19 protein-coding genes and 5 tRNA genes are annotated in these 21754 nt (G+C 34.3%); all 24 read left to right on the forward strand.

Annotated elements, in window-relative coordinates:
* The first annotated feature begins 150 nt into the window (after positions 1–150).
* Positions 151–226 (forward strand) — tRNA-Lys (locus T323_RS0124030).
* A 15-nt stretch (positions 227–241) separates the two neighbouring features.
* Positions 242–316: transfer RNA gene (locus tag T323_RS0124035), tRNA-Glu, on the forward strand.
* Positions 317–339: 23 nt separating this feature from the next.
* Positions 340–416, forward strand: a tRNA-Asp gene (locus T323_RS0124040).
* A gap of 10 nt (positions 417–426) precedes the next feature.
* Positions 427–502: transfer RNA gene (locus T323_RS0124045), tRNA-Phe, on the forward strand.
* Positions 503–505: 3 nt separating this feature from the next.
* Positions 506–578 (forward strand) — tRNA-Thr (locus tag T323_RS0124050).
* A 353-nt stretch (positions 579–931) separates the two neighbouring features.
* A complete protein-coding gene (locus T323_RS0124055; RefSeq protein WP_051556707.1) occupies positions 932–2437 on the forward strand; it encodes a M23 family metallopeptidase in 1506 nt (501 codons plus the stop codon).
* Positions 2438–2570: 133 nt separating this feature from the next.
* Positions 2571–3275, forward strand: a complete 705-nt coding sequence (yycF, locus tag T323_RS0124060; protein ID WP_026675540.1) for a response regulator YycF — start codon at positions 2571–2573, stop codon at positions 3273–3275.
* A gap of 2 nt (positions 3276–3277) precedes the next feature.
* Positions 3278–5098, forward strand: coding sequence for a cell wall metabolism sensor histidine kinase WalK (gene walK, locus T323_RS0124065; protein WP_026675541.1), 1821 nt, complete (start codon positions 3278–3280; stop codon positions 5096–5098).
* A 2-nt stretch (positions 5099–5100) separates the two neighbouring features.
* Entirely contained in the window at positions 5101–6444 is a 1344-nt protein-coding gene (locus T323_RS0124070) for a YycH family regulatory protein (protein ID WP_026675542.1), read from the forward strand.
* Complete coding sequence (locus T323_RS0124075) at positions 6431–7204, forward strand: two-component system regulatory protein YycI (RefSeq protein ID WP_026675543.1); 774 nt, start codon at positions 6431–6433, stop codon at positions 7202–7204. Before T323_RS0124070 ends, T323_RS0124075 begins: the two co-directional genes overlap by 14 nt.
* Positions 7205–7237: 33 nt before the next feature.
* A complete protein-coding gene (locus tag T323_RS0124080) occupies positions 7238–8032 on the forward strand; it encodes an MBL fold metallo-hydrolase (RefSeq protein WP_026675544.1) in 795 nt (264 codons plus the stop codon).
* 144 nt (positions 8033–8176) lie between these two features.
* A complete protein-coding gene (locus T323_RS0124085) occupies positions 8177–9391 on the forward strand; it encodes a S1C family serine protease (protein WP_026675545.1) in 1215 nt (404 codons plus the stop codon).
* An 83-nt stretch (positions 9392–9474) separates the two neighbouring features.
* The gene (locus tag T323_RS28610; protein ID WP_084309395.1) at positions 9475–9627 is read left to right on the forward strand and encodes a CxxH/CxxC protein; all 153 of its coding nucleotides are present in this window, start codon (positions 9475–9477) and stop codon (positions 9625–9627) included.
* A 67-nt stretch (positions 9628–9694) separates the two neighbouring features.
* Complete coding sequence (gene rlmH / locus T323_RS0124095; protein WP_026675546.1) at positions 9695–10174, forward strand: 23S rRNA (pseudouridine(1915)-N(3))-methyltransferase RlmH; 480 nt, start codon at positions 9695–9697, stop codon at positions 10172–10174.
* A gap of 287 nt (positions 10175–10461) precedes the next feature.
* Positions 10462–11826, forward strand: coding sequence for a spore germination protein (locus tag T323_RS27605; protein ID WP_051556708.1), 1365 nt, complete (start codon positions 10462–10464; stop codon positions 11824–11826).
* A gap of 19 nt (positions 11827–11845) precedes the next feature.
* Complete coding sequence (locus T323_RS0124105) at positions 11846–12928, forward strand: GerAB/ArcD/ProY family transporter (protein WP_026675547.1); 1083 nt, start codon at positions 11846–11848, stop codon at positions 12926–12928.
* The gene (locus T323_RS0124110) at positions 12921–14003 is read left to right on the forward strand and encodes a Ger(x)C family spore germination protein (RefSeq protein ID WP_026675548.1); all 1083 of its coding nucleotides are present in this window, start codon (positions 12921–12923) and stop codon (positions 14001–14003) included. The genes T323_RS0124105 and T323_RS0124110 overlap by 8 nt, the downstream gene beginning before the upstream one ends.
* A 77-nt stretch (positions 14004–14080) precedes the next feature.
* Positions 14081–14512 (forward strand): cell wall hydrolase, encoded by a 432-nt coding sequence (locus T323_RS0124115; RefSeq protein WP_026675549.1) that lies wholly within the window; start codon positions 14081–14083, stop codon positions 14510–14512.
* Between the two features lie 195 nt (positions 14513–14707).
* Positions 14708–17326, forward strand: coding sequence for a TrlF family AAA-like ATPase (locus tag T323_RS0124120; protein WP_026675550.1), 2619 nt, complete (start codon positions 14708–14710; stop codon positions 17324–17326).
* Positions 17327–17675: 349 nt separating this feature from the next.
* Positions 17676–17960 (forward strand): hypothetical protein, encoded by a 285-nt coding sequence (locus tag T323_RS0124125; RefSeq protein WP_026675551.1) that lies wholly within the window; start codon positions 17676–17678, stop codon positions 17958–17960.
* 124 nt (positions 17961–18084) lie between these two features.
* Positions 18085–19665, forward strand: a complete 1581-nt coding sequence (locus T323_RS0124130; RefSeq protein WP_026675552.1) for a DNA primase family protein — start codon at positions 18085–18087, stop codon at positions 19663–19665.
* 397 nt (positions 19666–20062) lie between these two features.
* Positions 20063–20413, forward strand: a complete 351-nt coding sequence (locus tag T323_RS0124135) for a hypothetical protein (protein ID WP_026675553.1) — start codon at positions 20063–20065, stop codon at positions 20411–20413.
* A gap of 135 nt (positions 20414–20548) precedes the next feature.
* Positions 20549–20950, forward strand: a complete 402-nt coding sequence (locus T323_RS0124140) for a hypothetical protein (RefSeq protein WP_026675554.1) — start codon at positions 20549–20551, stop codon at positions 20948–20950.
* A gap of 74 nt (positions 20951–21024) precedes the next feature.
* A complete protein-coding gene (locus T323_RS0124145) occupies positions 21025–21507 on the forward strand; it encodes a hypothetical protein (RefSeq protein WP_026675555.1) in 483 nt (160 codons plus the stop codon).
* Positions 21508–21754 lie beyond the last annotated feature (247 nt).

Consider the following 21754-nt stretch of genomic DNA (forward strand, 5'->3'; position numbering starts at 1 on the left):
TAAGCTTCATCAAAGCAAGAGCCATTAGCTCAGTTGGTAGAGACGAGCAAAGCAACTTTGAAAAAGCGACGAGTTGTCTCGACGCATAGTCTACTTTGAATAAACAAGTAGAGGAAGAGACACAGAAGTGAATAAGCTTCATCAAAGCAAGAGCCATTAGCTCAGTTGGTAGAGCATCTGACTTTTAATCAGAGGGTCGAAGGTTCGAATCCTTCATGGCTCACCATTTTGTTTCAACAGTGGCCCGTTGGTCAAGCGGTTAAGACACCGCCCTTTCACGGCGGTAACACGGGTTCGAATCCCGTACGGGTCACCATTCATTACATTAGAATAAAAAATGGTCCGGTAGTTCAGTTGGTTAGAATGCCTGCCTGTCACGCAGGAGGTCGCGGGTTCGAGTCCCGTCCGGACCGCCATTTTTTTTTAGGCTCGGTAGCTCAGTCGGTAGAGCAATGGACTGAAAATCCATGTGTCGGCGGTTCGATTCCGTCCCGAGCCACCATTTGCCGGCCTAGCTCAATTGGTAGAGCAACTGACTTGTAATCAGTAGGTTGGGGGTTCAAGTCCTCTGGCCGGCACTCCAAAAAAGCATGTTAGATTAAATCTAACATGTTTTTTTGTGGGAAGAAATGTAGGATTTTAGTCTAGTGTAAGATTGAAAATAATGAAAGAAATTCGCTTCCTATTTCTTACAAAAATATTTCAGATATCGCGAAACTATAACACTATATGTAACAGAAAAACTTCGATTTATAAGGGAATCAGCTAAATAAAGGAAAAAAATTGTGGATTTGTGCTCTGCTATATTACAATTTCGTTTCTTTTCTATTAAAATACGACATTGCCGTTCTCATATGGTAAAATAGAAACGGTTATTAAACTACCACTATCAATCTTTCGCCATGAAAGTCTGATGCAGGAGGAAAGCCATATGGATGTAAAAAAATTAAATACGGCATTCTTACATACTACCAATTCTCTACTACATAAATGTATAACAGCTTGGAATGGGGTAAAAAACCAGCCTCGTTATTTAAAAAATGCTATTGCAGTCGGAGCTTGCTCCGCTATGCTAGTGACAGCACCAGCGGTTTATGCAAATGAACAAGACTCAACACCATTAGATACGATTTATCATGTTTATGTTGATGGTGATTACATTGGTGTCGTAAATGAAGAAAAGACAGTGACAGAATTAATACAAGATAAGATAAAAGAACTTGAAGAAAAATATAGTGAACTTGAACTCATCATCGGTGAAAAAGTAGAAATCATACCAGAGCGAACATTTGATGACAATGTAAGTTCAAGTGAAGATGTCCTTCTGAAGCTTGCAGACAAACTAACGGTGAAAGCAGAAGCAACGGCAATTCAATTAGATGGTGAGTCATTGTTATATGTGAGTGAAGAAGCTGTAGCTGAATCAGTAAAAACATCGCTCTTATTAGAATATGTAAGTGAAAGTCAATTAGAACAATTTTTAAATAGTGAAAAAGAAGAACTTGAAACAAAACCAGAAGTGGATGAGAACATCATCCGAGATATTCGTTTTTCAGAAGAATTCACAACAGCAGAAGAAATTGTTGAGCCAGATCAAGTATTAGCTGAAAAAGAAGCCATCAAACAATTGCAATTAGGAACGTTAGAGGAACATACATATACTGTAAAAGCAGGAGACGTATTAGGTTCAATTGCAAGTGATCATAACTTAAAAGTTAGTGATTTACTCGATTTAAATCCAGATGTAACAACGGATACAATGCTTCAAATTGATCAAGAACTGAATGTTACGGCCTTTGAACCTTTAGTTTCAATTATAGTAGAAGAAGCGTCTACAACTGCAGAAGAAATTCCTTATCAAACAGAAACGAAAGAAGACTCCTCCATGTTCAAAGGTGACACGAAAGTGGAACAAGAAGGAGAAGTTGGAAAGAAAATTGTAAGTTATGAAGTGACAAAGGAAAATGGTAAAACTGTAAAACGAGAAGTCATTAGTGAAGAAGTAGTGAAAGAACCTACAACGAAAATTGTAGTAAAGGGAACAAAGGAACAGCCATCGCGTGGATCAGGAACGTTAGGTTGGCCAGCAGTTGGTGGTTATATCTCGAGTTACCAAGGCATGCGCTGGGGCCGTATGCATAAAGGAATTGATATTGCCCGACCAACCAACTATAATATTTTAGCAGCTGATAGTGGTACGGTTACTTTTGCGGGCTCTCGTGGAGGGTTTGGAAACTTAGTGATTATCGACCATAACAATGGCATTGTCACGTATTATGCTCACTTAGCTTCGTTTGATACGAGTGTAGGAGACACGGTATCAAAAGGAGAAAAGATTGGGGTTATGGGTCAAACAGGGACAGCAACAGGAATACACTTGCATTTTGAAGTGTATAAAGATGGACAATTACAAAACCCTATGGATTATTTAAAATAAAGAGAAGCCTCTAGCGATTCAATGTGCTAGAGGCTCCTTTTAAATTCTCGACCATTTCTTGTATTTTTCAGGATGTTGTATATGGTAAGATAGCAGTAATAGTAAATGAAATGATAAACTAGGAGCGATCAATATGGAAAAACGGATTCTTGTTGTTGATGATGAAAAACCAATCGCAGATATATTAAAATTCAGTTTAGAAAAAGAAGGATATGAAGTGCTTTGTGCATATGATGGGATAAAAGCAATTGAATTAGCCAAACAAGAAAACCCAGATATTATGTTATTAGATATTATGCTTCCTTATAAAGACGGGATGGAAGTGTGTCGAGAAGTAAGGAAAACACATAATATGCCGATTATCATGCTAACAGCAAAAGACTCAGAAATTGATAAAGTGTTAGGTCTAGAGCTAGGTGCAGATGATTATGTGACAAAACCATTTAGTACAAGAGAACTTATTGCCCGGGTAAAGGCGAACTTACGGCGCCATAGTAATACAACAGAAGATACGGATACAACGAAAGATATTACGATCGGTGATTTAATCATCCAGCCTGATGCGTATTTAGTGAAAAAAAGAGGAGATATTATCGAACTTACACATCGAGAGTTTGAACTTGTTCATTATTTAGCAAAGCACATCGGGCAAGTTATGACGAGAGAACACCTATTACAAGCGGTTTGGGGTTATGACTATTTTGGTGATGTTCGAACAGTCGATGTAACAGTAAGACGATTACGTGAAAAAGTGGAAGATAACCCAAGTTACCCAATCTGGATTATAACGAGAAGAGGAGTAGGGTACTACTTACGGAATCCTGAACAGGAGAGTTAAGAATGGAAAATAATAAGGTCGGTTTTTTTAAATCGATTCAATTTAAATTGATTATCATTTATGTTTTGCTTATTTTTATCGCCATTCAAATTATAGGTGTTTATTTTGTTAGGCAACTTGAAGAACAGCTTGTATCCAACTACCGAACGATGTTAGATGAACGTGCCAATTTATTAGCTTACAATATTGAGCAAGAAATGGTGAAGACCCGGGAAGACCCACAAACATTAACGACAGACATAAATAATTTACTACGCGAGTTTTTCTCTGTTGAAAATGCAGAAGTTCAAGTGATTGATATTAATAAAACGGTCATTAGTACATCAAATAGACAAAACACGCATATCGTTGGCCAACAAACAACAGAAGTAATGGTCAAACGTGCATTAGTCGGTACTGGCGATGACAGAGTGGTCCGTGATCCACAAACAGGACAACGAATACAAATTGTCATCATGCCGATAAAGTCGGATAATGTGACGATTGGTGCGATTTATATTGAAGCATCCATGGAAGAAATTTATGAACAAATTCAACAAATTAATAGTATTTTAGCGACTGGAACCGTTATTGCATTGGTCATTACCGCTCTCTTAATTATACTCGTTGCTAGAACCATTACTTCCCCTATTTTAGATATGAGAAAGCAAGCTATTCGAATGGCAGCGGGAGACTTTTCAAATCAAGTTCACGTGTACAGTAAAGATGAGATTGGACAACTGGCGAACGCCTTTAATGATTTAACCGCTCGCATAAAAGAGGCAAATGCGTCAACGGAAAGAGAAAAGAAAAAATTAAGTTCTGTATTGACACATATGACAGATGGAGTTATTGCGACAGATTCGAATGGTAACATCATCTTAATGAATAAAAGAGCAGAAGAATTACTAGAAACGACAAGTGAAGTAGCGATTGAAAAGTCACTTCCTGATGTGCTAAGGATGACGGAAGCATATTCTGTTTATGAGCTATCGGATTTTACAGATGGTATCTTACTTGATTTTAGTAATGAGGAACAAGATTATTTATTACAAGCTAGTTTTTCAGTAATACAAAAAGAAAACGGTCCAATTAATGGGATTATTACTGTTTTACATGATGTAACAGAGCGAGAAAAAATTGAGCATGAACGAAGAGAATTTGTGGCGAATGTTTCCCACGAATTACGCACGCCGTTAACAACAATGAAAAGTTACTTAGAAGCGTTAGAAGATGGCGCATTACAAGATGAAGAGCTCGCTCCACGGTTTTTACAAGTAACACAAACGGAAACAGAGCGAATGATTCGACTTGTCAATGATTTATTGCAACTTTCAAAAATTGATAGTCGTGATTATCAGCTTACATTACAAAAAGTTGATTTCCATCAATATTTACATGAAACTGTAGATCGCTTTGAAATGATTGCAAAAGATAAAAATGTCACCTTTAAACGAAAGCTACCTGCTTTCCCATCAGAAGTTCAAATCGACAAAGATAAAATTACTCAAGTTATTGATAATATCGTTTCAAATGCGTTGAAGTATTCACCAGAAGGCGCAACAATTACGATTTCACTAGTGAATCAAGGTAAAAATATTCGGGTTGGGGTTGCTGACCAAGGTGTCGGTATTCCAAGAGAAAGCCAAGCAAAAATATTCGAGCGTTTTTACCGAGTCGATAAAGCACGAGCGAGAAATGTAGGAGGCACAGGATTAGGCTTAGCAATAGCAAAAGAGCTTGTACATGCACATGGCGGCAAGATATGGGTTCAAAGCACATATGGAAATGGAACAACCATTTATTTCACTCTTCCTTATTCAGTAAGTCATGGAGGTGCGTAACGGTGACGTTTGAAAATGTGAAATCAGCAACGTTAACTTTTCTCGTTTTACTCAGTCTGTTTTTGACGTGGGAATTATGGACATTCCAACCCGATTACGCATTATTAAAAGAAGCAGAATATGTGGAAAACACAAAAATAAGTGAGGAGCGAAGTTTAACAGATATCATTGCTCCACAACAGGTGATTCTCCACAACAATGAAGATGTTGCTTCACTTGATTTAAATGATGTGTTATTTGAGGAACTGTATGAGCAGCTTGTGGCCACAAATGTAGAGGATTTAACTGTCGTTAGTTGGGATTTAGCGTCACCGTTAAAAAGTCAATCGATTGAATTTGTGTATCCCACTTCAATTCCAGCTGAAGTTATCTTAAACATGTTCCCGAATATAGGTGAAGATACGATATTACCAACAGAATCGGTAGACCGCTTAATTCTTTACCATGTAACGACTAAAGACAAAATTCATTTACGGATGGTATCATATGAAGAGCAAGTCTCTTTTGATTTTGCTACGTCGTTTTCGATCGGTGATTTTCAAAATGTTTACTTGGCCAAAGCATCAGAGTTTATTCCTGTGTTTTCCTATGAAAAAAGAAATGATGATTATGAACGGTTTACGAAACATATTTATTTACCGAGCGAAGAGACCGAATATCCGATTCTGACTTATACTACAACAGCCATTTCCGTCGATGTGTTTAAGCAAATTTTATTCAGTGATTTATTATCTGTAAAAAAGTTTCGGCAAGAAGGTGGGAATGAGTCTTATACAGATGGAAACCGAATGATTAATGTCAGTGGTCGAGGATTATATATGAATTACATTAATCCGATTTCAAGTGAAGGTCATAACCGAAGTGGGAAGCATGGTGTATTAAGTAGCATTGAGTTTATTAACGGGCACGGTGGTTGGACCGATGATTATGTACTCGCAAATTGGAGTTCTACAATGGTTGATGAGGAAGCGCAATTTCGGTTAAGAATTAACCATATTCCGGTTATGCGGATGGGTGGACAAGATACGATGCTGTTATCAGTTACTCGAACAGGAAACCAAACTTCCGGTTATTCTCGACCATTATTTGATTTAGATTACACCCCGATTGGCGATGCAACAAGATCGAAAACATTGCATTCTGGTTATGATGTCCTCTCACAGCTAGAAGATCAGGAAGCTATTGATCTAGAACAAATAGAAGATATAAGAATTGGATATGAGATGACGAAAAATAATGCGTATATTACAGTAAGTCCGTTTTGGTTCATGAAATACGGTGGGTATTGGCAAAAAATAAAATTGGACGAGCCTACAAAAGAGGTAGATGATTATGGATTGGAGTAGAACAAAATCAATTTTTATCGTTGCATTTTTATGTTTAAATGTCTTTCTGTTTTATCAACTCCAAGAATTTAATCATGCAAACAATATTAATGTCAATACAACGACACCGTTTCAAGAAGTGTTACATGAATTAAATGTCGTCATTGAGGGTGATATTGAAACAGAACCAACGACAGGATTTCATATTGTTGCCAAAGAAGTGAAAGTGACAGATGCAATATTAAATTTGTTGTCCAATCAAAAGGCGGAAGTGGTTAATGAAACAACGATTGTTTCACAACTAGATGTACCATATCAAATCAACCCTGATGAAGATATGCGGGCTCAGCTAAAAGTCTTTCTGGAAGATTATGTGTACCAAGGTGAAACGTATTCCTTTTCACAATTTGATGACGAGAAAATGCTTGTTACGTTTATGAAAAAATATGAAGATAAAGTGATGTATTCTTCTGAACGAGCTCCGCTTATTATACAGTTAAATGAAAACTATCAAGTTATCCGATACCAACAAGTTGCCGTGGAAGTTGATTCATCTGGCCGCGAGCAAGAATTTTTATCAGGTATGAAGGCGATTGAGATTTTGTTAAATGAACAAATTGTTCGAGCAAATGATACGATTACACATGTGGAGTTTGCGTATCATAGCTCATTCCAACCAGTTGAAAATATAGAAGTTTTTGCACCAATGTGGAGAATTCGTGTGAATGATGATGATTATCTCGTTTACGCGATTGAAGGTTCAATCCAAGATATCTCCTAGAAGAGGAATTACAAATAGATGGAGTGAACAAACATGAGTTTTCAATTTAGTGTGCTTGCTAGTGGAAGTACTGGCAATGCCATTTATGTAGCAACAGATACGCAACGCTGGCTCATTGATGCCGGCGTCAGCGGCAAAAAGATGGAACAGCTGTTAAAAAGCATTCAATGTGACCCTAAAGACTTAAATGGAATTTTAGTCAGCCATGAGCATAGTGACCATATTAAAGGGGTTGGCATCCTAGCGAGGAAATTCAATCTACCAGTCTATGCAAATGAAAAAACATGGCGGGCAATGGAAAAGGACCTTGGTAAAATCGATACAGAACAAAAATTTCATTTTAACCTTGAAGAAGTAAAAACATTTGGAGACCTTGATATTGAATCATTTGGTGTTTCTCATGATGCAGCGGAACCGATGTTTTATGTTTTTCATCATCAAGGCAAAAAATTAGTCCTTGCGACCGATATGGGCTATGTCAGTGACCGCATTAAAGGAACGATTAAAGAAGCCGATGTATTCATTTTTGAATCGAATCATGACGTGAATTTATTAAGAATGGGGAAATATCCTTGGAGTGTCAAGCGTAGAATTATTAGTGATGTAGGCCATGTTTCAAATGAAGATGCAGCTTATGCGCTATCTGATGTCATTGGTGATAGAACATCACGAATATATTTAGCCCATTTAAGCAAAGATAATAACATGAAAGAATTGGCAAGAATGACAGTCGAGCAAATCCTTCGAGAAAAAGATCATGGAGTCGGTGAACAATTTCGCATTTTTGATACGGATCCTGATGAGCCAACCGCCCTTGCTGTTGTGTAAACACGTTTATTTATCAAAAGTTTTGGGAAATCTAGTAGAAGTTATGTGAAATCACATAAAAGATGATAACGATCTAGATTTTTTCTATCAGCTTACTATAATTATGAGTAATAAGTATTACATCATTCAAGGATGGTGAGTCCAATGGGTTATTATGATAGTCATATTCCAAAGCGAGAAGACAATAGGAAAAAACGTGCAAGTGGACTATCTGCATTTTTTGGTGCAATTGTTGGTGGGGTTATCGTATTAGTGTCTATACCGGCACTTTCTCAAACCGGTTTATTGCCGTATGACATTTCAACAAATCAAAATGAAACGGTTCCGACGATGGTCGAAGGTGAACCAGCAGGTTTAGAGCAAACAGTGAATCTCTCCGTCAACTCAGATATTACAAATGCTGTGGATAAAGTATCTGATGCGGTTGTAGGGGTAATTAACTTACAAGAAACAAACTTCTGGTCTAATACCGGTGGTGAAGGAACAGGCTCAGGTGTCATTTATAAACAGGCAGATGGAAAAGCATTCGTCGTCACAAACCATCATGTCATTGAAGGAGCAAGAGAAGTCGAAGTTAGCTTAACAGATGGGACTCGTGTACCTGCAAAAGTATTAGGTACGGATGTGTTAACCGACTTAGCCGTTTTAGAAATCGATGATGAAGGCGTTACGGCTGTCGCTGAGTTTGGTAACTCAGAAACATTACGTGTCGGAGAACCGGCTGTTGCGATTGGAAACCCATTAGGTTTAGCTTTTTCAAGTACAGTCACACAAGGTATCATTAGTGCAACAGAGCGAAGCATTCCTGTAGATTTAACGGGTAACGGTCAAATTGATTGGCATGCAGAAGTTCTTCAAACCGATGCAGCGATTAACCCGGGTAATAGCGGTGGGGCTCTTCTAAATATTCAAGGACAAGTGATTGGCATCAACTCGATGAAAATTGCGCAAAGTTCGGTGGAAGGAATCGGATTTGCAATTCCAACGGCCATTGCAGTTCCAGTCATTAACGATTTAGAGCGATTTAGTGAAGTAAGACGACCACAGATGGGAGTCGGCATCCGTTCATTATCTGAAATCCCAGGCTATCATTGGCAGGAAACATTAAAGCTTCCTGATGAAGTCAAAGCGGGCGTATTTGTTACTAGTGTAGCACCAGTGTCTCCAGCAGAACGAGCGGGATTACAAGAGTATGATGTGATTGTCAAAATCAACGACCGAGACATTGAAGACGGTCATGATTTACGCAAATTTTTATATACAGAAACTGAAATTGGCGATGAAATTACAGTGACGTTTTACCGTGAAGGATCAAAGCAAACAACAACAATAACATTATCAGAACAACAAGCGTTTTAACAAAAAACACAGTGGCGTGATGAGCCACTGTGTTTTTTGTTATACTATAAAAAATGAGAAAACGAGAGGATGGGCTATGTTTGATGAAGTTTATGACATGTCTTGAGCATGTAGAAATAGCAATGGAGCAAATTATTGATGAATGTGAAGTGGCACCTACGATAGAAAAGATAGAAGAGTTATCCACAAACTGTGCATTTTGTAATGAAGATGCTGTGTATATTGTATCCGAGTAGGAGTTTAGTAGCGTGTTAGTATGTGGATAAGTGCTGTGGATAACAAAAAAAGAAGGGGAAAATGCTTGTGAATATCTCAATTATTACAGTCGGAAAGCTAAAGGAAAAATATTTAACACTAGGTATAAATGAATATAAAAAACGCCTGACTTCCTATGCAAAAGTAGAGATTATAGAAGTTCCTGATGAAAAAGCCCCAGAACAATTAAGCGAATTAGAAATGGAACAAGTAAAAGTAAAGGAAGGCGAACGCATCCTAGCAAAAATCGCTGTGGATACACATGTCATCGCTCTTGCGATTGAAGGAAAAATGTATTCTTCAGAGCAACTAGCAACAGAAATGGACAAGTTAGCGACATACGGGAAAAGTAAAATCGCGTTTGTCATTGGCGGTTCGCTAGGATTAAGTGATGCAGTGATGGCGCGTGCCAATGATACGATGTCGTTTTCAAAAATGACGTTTCCTCATCAGTTGATGCGGTTGCTGTTGCTAGAGCAAGTGTATCGGGGGTTTCGGATTAATCGGGGAGAACCGTACCACAAATAGTGGTAAAGCGGAGGGTCGAGATAACATTGGAAAATGAAATATTGAAAACCCTATTATAGTATTATGAATAAGTTTACTCAATGTTGTTAACAAAAGGTATATATTTTATTCTTAGTGCTTATTGAGAGACAGGTTAAATAACTTGTCTTTTTTGTTTTGCAATTAACAAAAGATTATTTGGTCAATCTTTGTAATAACATGTTTACTATAACCAACATAAATAATTATGAATAACAATACCATAATTTTGTAATGCTAACTGTAAACTAACATTTTGAGAGGATATTATGTACATAAATAAAAACTTGTCTGTACATGTCAAAGATCGATTAGATTATTGTGATGACTTAGTAATTAGGACATTTCCAGAGTTGAAAATTGAGGTATTATATTTTGGTCATCTAGTAGGGGAAGAAGAGTTGAAAAATAACATTTTACAACCTTTTTCAAATACAAATGATGAGGAAGTAAAAATTATATTAAGAAGAAAACAATATCAACAAGAAGAAGATATTAATTTAATGGTTAAGGGAGTACTTGAAGGAAAAGCATTAATAATATACCAAAATTCACTTGCGTATGCAGTAGATATTTATGTTCCTAAAACAAGAAGTGTTTCTCCAGCAGAAATTGAAACAGTAATTGTGGGATCCAAAGAAGCCTTTATAGAAGATATTGGAACTAACTTGTCTATGATTAGGAGAAGGATTAAATCAGACTGTTTAAAAGTTCTTAGTTATAACATAGGTACCATCACACAAACGAAAATGTATTTGTTATATATTGAGGGGATTACTTCTCCTATATTAGTTAAAGGATTGCAAGAAAAGATCAATAACATTGATACAAAAGGAGTTAATGACTTAAATCAAATTATACAGTATTTAGACAAGAAGCCGTTATCTGTTTTTCCGCAGTATTTTACGACGGAGAGACCAGATGTCTCGACATCTAAGTTACTTGAGGGCAGAGTTCTTTGTTTAATGGATGGCAGTCCCTACTCATTATCAACCCCAACAAATTTCTTTGAATTCTTTCAATCGCCAGATGATTATAATCAACGGTGGTTACTTGGTACTTTATCTAGGTTATTAAGATTTGCTGCACTATTTATTACATTATTTGCTTCCTCTTTATATGTAGCAGTGTCAATGTTTCATTATGAGATTATCCCTGTTAAATTACTTCATGAGTTTATTCAATCAAGAAGTAAAGTACCATTTAATCCAGTAATTGAGGCATTAATTATTGAAGGTATTATTGAATTGTTAAGAGAAGCAGGAGCAAGACTGCCTTCTAAAATTGGACAAACAATTGGCATAGTTGGGGGAATAGTAATTGGTACCGCGGCAGTAGAGGCTGGTTTTACAAGCAATGTTCTAATTATTGTAGTTTCTGTATCTGCCATATCATCTTTTGTAGTACCACATATCATAATGACAGCATCTTTAAGAATTACTCGATTTTTCTTTATTATTCTTGCATCCATTTTGGGGTTTTTTGGGATCATTTTTGGATTTACTATTATAATGATTCACCTCTGCAGGTTAAAGAATTTAGGGGAGTATTATTTAAAGCCTATATCCCCACTATCTTTGAAGGATATAAAAGATACCATCATTCGTGCTCCTTATCAGTTTTTTAAGAAATAGGTTAAGGAGGGAGCCTTATATGCAAACTGAAAAATTTAAACCGTTCTATCTCTTTTTTATTACTTATATGACTCAAACGGGTATAGTGCTCTTTATGTTACCTAACATGGTAGCCAATTATTTTGGATATAATGGTTGGTTAATGATTATACCCATTTCAGTTTTTGCTATGATTCAAATTGGATTAATTGCTGGAATTTATTATTTTAATAAAGGAAGTTCAATTTTTCAAACAATCGAGACTTCTTTTTCAAAGGTGAATATTATTGCCAAACCTTTGTATCTTTGTTTGAGTATATTTTGGTCCGTTCTTTCCATTACAGTTGCAAAACAATATGTACATGTTATGAAGTTTTTATACTTTCCACAAACAAATATACAATGGTTTGTACTGTTAACATTAATTCTTACGTACTACCTTGTGACAAGTGGAATCGTAACAATTGCTCACGTCTCTACATTGTTTTTCTTCTTATCAGCACCAATGATATTCCTTTTAATTTATTTTGTTCCCGATTTCTCTTTTTTGCAATTTTCTACCTTTGTTTTTAATGAACATAATGACTTTTATGGAGGCATGATAGAGTTATATACAGCATTTCTAGGGTTTGAAGTAACACTATTCATGTTTCCTTACATAAAAAAAGAGAAAAAGATTTTTAAGTACGTGTTTTTGGGGCACCTGTATACCACATTAATATATTTGAGTGTAACGATTTTTTGTTACGGGTTTAATAGTTTCCAACAATTAAATTATCAAGTTTATCCCGTAATAAATTTATTGCAGTATATAGAATTTGACTTTATTGAACGATTGGACTCCGGATTTTTTATATTATTTTATTTGAAGTTAATAATTACTATAACGATGTATATATGGATTAGTTTAGTTACGTTTAAAAGAGTTGTTAAGTGGAGTGCTCAACGTAGTGCTTTTGTATTATTGGTAGTTGGATACTTAGTGACATTACCATTTGTCACCAAAAATGAACTTACTTCTTTGTTATCTTTATTAGCAAAAGTTCAAATACTAATATCCATTTTCTTACCACTGTTAGTATTGACAATTATATTTTTAAAAAGAAGGAGAAAACATGTCTAGAATCTTACTAATTATTCTAATATTGTTGGTACTACCGGGGTGTAGGGACCAAAAAATTGTAGAAGAGTTAGGGTTTATTCATACAATAGGTTATGAGTTAATTGAAGAAGGAGAAAATTCAGGGAAACTTGAAGTGACAATATCTCTACCAGTAGCAGAAACCTTAAAACAACAGACAATCACTACAGTGGTTGAAACTTCGAAGGAATCAAGAATATTTTTAAGTAAAAAAACAGATAAAAATTTAGTTTCCGGGCAAGTTCGAAGTATTTTAATTGGAGAGAAACTAGCAGAAAAGGGAGTATGGGATTTAATTGACACATTTTATCGAGACCCTGTTTTAAGACCTACAGTAAAACTGTCAATAGTAAAAAGCAATCCAAAACAATTATTATCAAAGGACTATCCAGAATATCAAATGGTTGACACTGTAATCGAAAATCTTCTAAAAAAAGAAGCAAGGTTAAATACAATTCCTGAAATGGATATACATAAATTTGCAAAAGATTACCTAGACGATGCTATTGATCCTATTGCTCCTATTATTTTACAATCGGAAGACGGAATAATGTCGGACGGAATAGGGTTATTTAGTGGTGACCAGTTAAAAGCAACCATACCAGCCATACAAGCAAGAATCTTTTTTTTACTAACTGGAGAGTTTACAGAAGGTGATTTATTAATTAAAAACGAAGAAGAAAAAGTATTATTTAGTTTTTTAACGAATAAAAGAAGTATAGATGTTACACTAGGAGATCAAGAAGAAATAGATGTGAAGTTGTCAATTGATTTTAAAGGCTTCTTACTGGAATACCAAGGAAATAAAGACATGACTAATGAAAAAGAAATAGAAGCATTAGAGAATTACATTCAAGAGAATATAGAAAATAAAATACGAGATATATTGGAAACTATGAAGGAACATCAAATAGATAACCTTGGTTTAGGAAAGTATATAAAACAAAAAATGGATTATCAAGAATGGATAAACTTGAACTGGCCCAAGACAATTGACAGAGTGAATATTACACCTAGTGTTACCGTTAAAATAATTGATACTGGAATGGTTAAATAAAAAAATTTGCTAAGTATTTATCATGGCTTGAATGAATAGTATTTAAGTACGACTTAGTTTATGCAAAGGAGGGCATCATGGCTGTAATAAAGGCAAGTTATAATGATAAAAGACTTCTAGCAAGACTTATCCGTGCGGAAGCAGAAGGTGAAGGAGTGCAAGGAATGTTATTAGTCGCCAATGTTTGTGTAAATAGAGTACGAGTAAGGTGTTTAGATTTTGTTGATATTAATTCTGTAGAACGAATGGTTTGGCAGTCCCCAGGAGGATTTGAAGCAGTACAACATCCATACTTTTATCAAAGGGCAAGAGAAAAAGAAATCAGATTAGCAGAACGAATAATTAATGGTGAAAGGCATCATCCAGCAGAACGAGCACTATGGTTTTTTAGACCGAATGGCACTTGCCCTGCCCAGTGGTGGAATCAGTGGAACAGTGGCCGATATAAACTTCATTGCTTCTACTCACCTGTTGAATCCGAATGTCCAGATGTATATAGGGTTTATTGAATATAACAATAATCTCTAAGAAAATTGTAAAAAACTATAAACAAAAGAAACTTAAGCTTGCTTAAGTTTCTTTTGTTTATTTTTCTACTCTTTGTGTAAATGAATTTTTTTATCAAGATGATATTATTAAATAAAATTTAAATTGATATATAATGGAAATTATAGATGTGAAAAATTGTAGAAGGAGGTTACTAATTGAAGAATTTTGCTGAGTTTTACAAGTGTGCATTACAGGTTAACCCTTATAGTTATGTTGCCTATAGAGGTGGAGAGCACGAAATTAGCGAAGAAGAGTATAATCAATCAGTCCTAAATAATTGCTTATCAGAAGAAATTAAAGTAGTTGGCTTGGCAGACCACGGAAGTGTTCAAACTGCTGAAAAGTTGAGGGATTTGTTAACTGAAAATGGAATAACGGTGTTTCCCGGGTTTGAAATTGCAACAGCAGAGAAAATACATATAGTGTGTCAATTTTCAGAGGAGACAACTCCTGATCAGTTAAACCGATATCTTGGTAGGCTAGGTTTAACTGATGTAGAAAATGGAGTGATGCCAAGCAATTTATCTTGCTTAGATATTGCTAAATTAATTGAAGAAGAATTAGGTGGTTTTTGGTACGCAGCACATATCACTAGTGACAATGGAATATTAAAAATGGGTCAGATGAATCATATCTGGACTGATGAAAGACTAAAAGTAGCGCAAATACCTTATAGTTTAAATGAAGTAGATCCAAGATATATAAACATAATAAAAAATAAAGAACCAATGTACAAGAAAGAAACTCCTTTTGCGTTTGTAAATGCAAAGGATGTTTGTAGGCCTGAGGATTTATTAGAAAAAAATGCATATTGTTTAGTTAAAATGTCAGATTTGAATTTTACTTGTTTTAAAGAGGCTTTTCAAGACCCAACTGCTAGAGTTAAACTTTCATATGACCAAAATGAACGCTTTCATAGCAGTATAAATAAAATTGAGGTATTTGGAGGATATCTTGACGGCATGTCTGTTGATTTATCAAGGAATTTAAATACAACTATTGGTGGCCGGGGTACAGGGAAATCTACACTGTTAGAGTTGGTGAGATATGCTTTAGACCTAGAACCAAAAAGTAATGAATCAAAAAGGTACTTTAATGAGTTAATTAAATCAAATCTAGGTTTAGATAATGGCAGAGTTGAATTGCATGTTACGTCTTATCAACGGTATGGACAAGAATATAAAGTTATTAAAAGATACGGAGATCCAACAGTAGTAAAGAACATAGATGATTCCGTATCAAATCTAACTGTAAAGGACATTCTGCCACATGTTGAGATTTATGGACAAAATGAAATAATTGAATTAGTCGCAAATGAAGAAGCCAAACTTAATATTCTAAATAGGTTTCTTCCTAATCAGGCAGATATTTTAAATGAAAAGGAAGAAATAATTAAGAAACTAAAACAAAATGCGATTAAATTAGTAGATAAAATAGAGAAAAAAGATGAAATATCTACCAAAGTCTCAAAGTTACCTATTCTTGAGGAAAAAGTGAAATTTTTTAAAGAAGCAGGGATAGCAGATAAGTTAAGTACAATAGAACACCTTTCCACTGAAGAGGAGTATTTAAAAAAGTCGCTAGAGGTCATTGTCCAACATAATGTTCCATTTAATAAAGTAGATTTACCTTTTTCTGAGGAATTTTTAGGGAAAACCCCAAATTCTGCTAAATTTAAACTAATTGATGAAGTATTCACCAACTTCAATTTAAAACTTAATGAGTTAAAGGATGAGTACGAAAAACTTGTTAAAGAATCTGCCAGAAGTGTAGAAGAAATTAACTCTGGATGGACAGTTATAAAGCAAGAATCAGAGGGGGAAATACGAAATTCAATTAAATCTTTAGAGGGTTTAAATGGAAAAACTGGACAAGAAATTGCCTTAGAATATAAAGAAACAGTAGCAGAAATTGCTAAAATAAACCCAATTAAAAGTGAAACAAAGAAATTAGAAGGAGAATTAGAAGAAATAATCTCCGAAAGAAGAACACTGATAGAGAAACTTAAGAAAGCACAAGATCATTCCTATGATTCTCTAAGAAAGGCAGTTAAAAAAATAAACAAAGGCAAACTAAGAGGTAAAGTACAGATTGAAATACATGCTGCCAAAAATAGAGATGAATTAATAGAGGTTTTATCTGACATTGAAGGTTTAGGTCCTAAAAGTTTAACTTGGGTAAGAGATAAAGACGAGTTTTCCTTATTTTCTTTTATAGGGCATTTGAATCAAGGTAGCGACAAACTAATTGAAGAGTATAACTTAACAAGAGCAAAGTCAGAAATTTTAGCCAACATTCCGCTTGCCAAAAAATTAGAACTTGAATTAGTTCAATTATTAGATGTAATAGATGTCAAACTAAATACTGCTAGTCTGGAAAATGAACAAGAAAATTATAAATCACTCAGTAAACTTTCGAAAGGACAACAATGTACTGCTATTTTAAATATATTAATGTTAGATAATAATGACCCTCTGATAATAGATCAGCCTGAAGATAATCTGGATAATTCCTATATTGCAAATAACTTTGTTGATGGTTTAAGGGATTATAAGTTAAACAGACAATTTATTTTTGCAACACATAATGCCAATATACCTGTATTCGGTGACGCTGAATTAATAGTGGTTATGCAAGAAGTAGATAGGCATGGTTCAATTAAAGAAAATTGTATCGGTTCAGTTGATAATCCAAATGTTAAAACAGCGGTGGTAAATACATTAGAGGGTGGGAATATTGCTTTTAAAATGAGAAAGGCAAAATATAATTTGTAGATTTCGAGCCTAATATAATGTTCAAAAGCAAATGAACTTCGTATGTAATTATAATTTCAAGAAATTTCAAAAGAATAACTCCCTTCCGCTTAATTTACGAGAAGAAATATGAAAAGTATTGGGCTTCTATCTAAGAAAAAAATAAAAAATTATCTTATTGGACCATTATACAATTTATAGATGTAGGGAGAGTGTAAGCTAGCTTACACTCTCTTTGTTTCTGTAAAGTTCGTTAATTTTAAAAAAATCTTAAACAATCTTTTAATTGTTAAGATTTTTTATGAAGAATTAGAAGGTGAGCGTCTATCTTTGTTTAATAGAAATGTAAAGTAAAAAGGAGGTGAGAGCATTGCCAAAATATTATCCAAATTTTAAAACCGGAGAAGTAGTGGAAGCAAAAAAATTATGGGGAAAGAATAAAATTGATTTGTATAAGGAAGGGTATCTGGTTAATTTCTTTAAATCTAATCAATATAATGGTCAAGAGTATTTCATATTAAGAAAAAAAGTGGGGGATTATTATCAATTTGAAAAGGTTAGCAGATATGGTACCACAAATAAATTACCTTTATTTCTAATTAAAGGTTGGACAATTGTTAAGGCTCCTGAAGGAGTTGAACTTAGAAGAGATTAAACTACCAACATGCATGTATTTTTAAGCCATCTAACAGGTCTTCACAACACAATAAAAAGCATACATATAAAACACAATATACACTCCTAAACCCTGTGTAATGAGGAAAGGGGAGTGATGTAATATGGCTACATCTAAAGAATTTAAAAACAAAGTTACACCACCAAATTGGAGTAATATTGATGGAGAAAACAATCAAGAAATAACAGTTTCTACTGAGGAACTAAATAAAAAAGTTGAAGAATATGAAAAAAAGGATTTAAAACAAGTCTCAATAAAAGACACAGAAAATCTCCCTATCTGGAAGAGTGTCTTATACGACGAAGACGGAAATGAATATATTGGACCGAAAGGATTTAAGGTAGAATACATAGATAATGAAGTTCGATTTGTTGGCCCATTTTTAAGGAAATCAGATAAAGGCTTTAGTTATATACATCGAGGTTTTTTGTCGGAATACCTCATAAAAAATGTTCCTGTCATCAATTCAACAGGAAAGTTATATTTTTTTGATAATGGGGTGTATAGACCAGCGAATGAGAATGAGGATAAGGGGATAGTAAAAGAGTTATTAACACCTGAATATGCTAAGTCCCAGGTTATAAATGATGTTGTTCAATTGTGGAAGATAGATAGTCGAATTAATAAGTTTCCGGACGAAATAAATAAGTATCCCTTTAAGTTAAATCTTCTAAATGGAACATTTGATTTACAAACTTGGGAGTTTACTAAAGGTCACTCAATAGATAACTATTCTACAATTCAAATACAAGCAAACTATGATCCGAACGCTAATGGAGAAAACTTCAATAAGTTTATTAATAGTGCAGTACCGGATAAAGAACTTCAAATGCTGCTGCAGGAAATGGTAGGGTATTGTTTAACTCCATTAACAGATTCCAAAAAGATGATTTTCATATTTGATGGACCGGGAGATGCAGGGAAAAGTACTTTTATCACAGCAACTCTAGAGAATCTTTTAACCGATAATGCTAAATCACACATTCCATTACAAGACTTGTCTGATAATGAGTACAAACAAGCAGAATTGTTTGGGAAGGTTGTCAATATATTTGCTGATCTACCCGCTAAAGGAATTAAAGATAATGGCTATTTAAAAGCGGCTACTGGGAATGATAGGATATCTGCACGAAGACCATATGGACAAGTATTTGAGTTTTATAATAAAGCAAAGTTTGTTTTCTCCACAAATGGTCTACCGGATAATTACAGTAAAGATACTAGTGATGCTTTTTACAACAGGTTAAGTATTATCCCTTTTAAGCATGTACCTGCAAAAAAAGACCCTCATTTGAAGGATAAATTATACAAAGAGAAGGACGCTATCCTGCTTTGGATTCTAGATGGACTAAGAAGATTGATACATGATAATAATTTCAAGTTTACTGAAAGTAGGGAATCTAGTGAACTAGTCCAAAAATACAGAGAAGAGAATAATCCTGTAATGAAATTCATGAATGAACATTGCGAATTTAATCCAGATGCTGAGACAGCACGTATAAGTCTTTTTACAGCATGGCAAAACTTCTGTGAACAAAATGGACACATTGCGGGAAGTCAAACAAAGTTTAATAAAAAAATTGAAAGTATATATGGTAATCTGGTAAAACGTAGCCAAATGAATAACAGTAGAAGGACTAAGTCTTGGAAGGGTATAAAACTACTTGATTTTGATGAAATTTAAATTGCAGACGGGTATTTATAACCCGTCTTTAATTTTGTGAAAATAGAACCAAAGTTGAACCAATCTTGAGCCAATAATGAACCAAGTGTTTGCAAGGGGAACAAGGGTTGAGCCAAATGAACCAGTTTAATATTAAAACTGTAGAATGTGTGATATGTACACAAATAGTCACTTACAGTTTAGTAATGTTTTTTAAGAAGGTCATTTTGTTAAAATGTAGTTCAAACGGCTCAAATATTGATACCAAAAGAATCGCAAGCCTTCAAACTAGTTCAAAAAACCAGTCGAAAATGGTTCAGTGCTTCTTGTTATTTTCCTCCAAAATAAAGGTGAGAACAAGTGTTTGTTTAAGTGTACAAGTGGAAAGATTACACTAAAGATATTTGGAGGGATTCTCTTGAAAAACAAGGATATACTTCGTAAGAAAACTGATTATGAACTAATATCATTTAAGCATTATCAGTACAATTTCAAAATTGCAAGATTTAAGAAATGCTTTTTATTGCCAGATGAAACTGAACCATTCTTCTATTTCATATATGTACTTAAAGAGGATTACAGAGTGGCAGGCAAAAAAAAGGGGATGACAAAAATTGAAAAGTATAATGTAATGTGTTTTAACCAAGATTTTAAAGATTATAACCAAATGATCTTGCTGCTTTGTCCGATTTTGGAAGAGTATATACTAGAGCCAGATGTTCGATACAAATTAATCAAGTTAGCGCGAAAGTTAAATCCATCTCAGTAAGGACTATTCCTTACTGTTTTTTTATTTTGAAAAAAAAGGGTTGTTATAAGTTATCTCTAATAGAAAGGTATACAAAAATTCTGTTAAGGTCTAGTCAGTTTAACGTGAATTTTATAATGAAAGGGGAGGATTTTTATGAATCAAAAAGTAGAAATTAGGAGTAATATAGATGTTGAGAAGTTAGTGGAGTTAAACTTATTTCATGCAAGGTACGGTTTGAAAGTAAAGGGTTACATTTATAACGATAGGGGTGAGGAGTTAGAAGGAGTACTTATAGAGGAACGGAGAAGTCTTGGCGAAGAGCCGAATGTTTATCTACTATCAGATATAGAGTATACAAACATTTTGAATGGTTTCTATAATTATGATTTAAAAGAGGCGAAGAGGTTATTGTTACAAGATTGTACATTTTCACTTTCTAGAAACGATAAAACAGGATTTTATCAGTTTACTTTTATCCGATCAATAAATGATATTTTTGTGTTTATGTGTTCAAAAGAAGAAAGAGATTATTTATTCAATTTTTTAGTAGGTTAATCTTTATTTGGCCCTGATATTATCTTTAAGACGCGCTATAATGTATGTAATTAGTTAGTGGGGGTGACCTAAAATTGAAAGAGATTAATTCGAGAATAAGGTATTTGGCATTTCTTGTAATTTGGACGCTGCTAATCGGTGGAATTAGTTCTGTCATGTTGTACCCTGTAAATCATTTCACTTTAAAATTTGATTTAGTTTTCTATTATTCCTTATTCATATTAGCATTTGTAGGCAGTGGAATATTTTATCACATATTTTATTCTGTAATTATTTCTGGTAATACCGAAAACTCTAATGAGAAAAAGGAAAGGTTCTGGGAAATAATATCAGTTTTTATATTTAGTATAATTGTTTTAATCTTTGGTATTATCGTTTATTTATTCTCAGATATTTTAACTTATGGTATTGTGACATTCTTTGTATGTCTTAGCGGAGTATATACATGGTGTTTGCCAATGCTTGACATAAAAAAATTGGTAAAAGAAAGAGAACAGAAATTGAATAAAGTGTTTATTGATGAAAACGGGCATAAACGTATGTGGTTTAAAGTTTGAAGAAAGTATGTCACCTAACAGAATTGTTAGAAGTGGGCATGCTTTTTTATTTGCAAATAAGTACATTTCTATTTCTAAGGAGTTTGCGAAAAAAATAAATGATTTAGCCGAAAAAAATGCTACAGAGTAATAATGTGCAATGTTGATAAGGAGAAAAATGAAAAAAATAGGTAGTGCAAAAAAAGGCTTAACATTTAATCATTTTGCCGATAAAAAAAATTAAATGACTGATTTTTAAGAAAATGAA

The organism is Alkalihalobacillus bogoriensis ATCC BAA-922 (assembly GCF_000621445.1).
Taxonomy (GTDB): domain Bacteria; phylum Bacillota; class Bacilli; order Bacillales; family Bacillaceae_F; genus Bacillus_AO; species Bacillus_AO bogoriense.